The sequence below is a fragment of the Acinetobacter sp. GFQ9D191M genome (genome assembly GCF_011174875.1).
Lineage (GTDB): Bacteria > Pseudomonadota > Gammaproteobacteria > Pseudomonadales > Moraxellaceae > Acinetobacter.
Genome location: NZ_JAALGV010000148.1, coordinates 1 through 875 on the forward strand (window position 1 = coordinate 1; position 875 = coordinate 875).

The following is an 875-nucleotide window of genomic DNA, read 5'->3' on the forward strand; positions in this document are numbered from 1 at the left end:
TTTCGTTTTCACTCAAGTGGGGGATTCTAAAAGCAAAGCTCTTAGGCGACTTCCTCACGGATTTCGCTTGCTTTCTGCTTCTTAGGGCGACCTTTACCGCATCCACCCTCCACAGACAAAACGGCATGTCCTGCCGACAATATATTACGAGATGCGTTTAAATCCGCATTCGCAACATAACCGCATCCGACACACTCAAATTTAGCTTGAGTTTGTCGGTTTTCTTTTGCTACATGACCACATTCACAGCAGGTTTGACTTGTGTACTTCGGATCAACTTTTACAAGTAATCCACCTCGCCATTGTTGCTTATATTCCAACATACTAACGAGCATGCCCCAACCTTGATCTAGGATTGATTTGTTTAAGCCTGACTTAGCTTTTACATTCTTTCCTTGATTTTCGATTGTGCCACTTGCTGACTTCGACATATTTGCTACTTTTAAATCCTCAACAGCAATCATTGCGTGGTTTTTGCTGAGCGTTGTAGTGATTTTTTGCAAGTAGTCATGACGAATATTGGCAATGTGATGATGTAGTTTATTGATTTTAAAATTCAGTTTTTTCCAATTTTGACTAAATTTAACTTTCTTTCTCTGCTTCCGTTGAAGTCTAGCTAATTTAATCTGATTGGTTTTAAAGCTATTGATCGGGTCAAAGACCTGACCATTTGAGGTAGTGATTAATTTCTTAACACCAAGATCAACACCAATCGCTGATTTTGATGGGTGGATCGGCATTTCAGTAAGTTCTGTTTCAGTACAGAATGAAACGTACCAACGTCCTGACACCTTACTGATCGTCACATTTTTTATTGTGCCTAGAATCTCTTGCGACTTCCTGAATTTAATAACACCTACGCCATTAGGGAGTTT

1 protein-coding gene is annotated in these 875 nt (G+C 39.7%); it reads right to left on the bottom strand.

Annotated features, from left to right (window positions below; all coding sequences use genetic code 11):
- Positions 1-41 precede the first annotated feature (41 nt).
- Positions 42-875 (bottom strand): RNA-guided endonuclease TnpB family protein (locus tag G5T77_RS16610; RefSeq protein WP_166236259.1); only part of this gene is annotated, 834 nt, incomplete at its 5' end.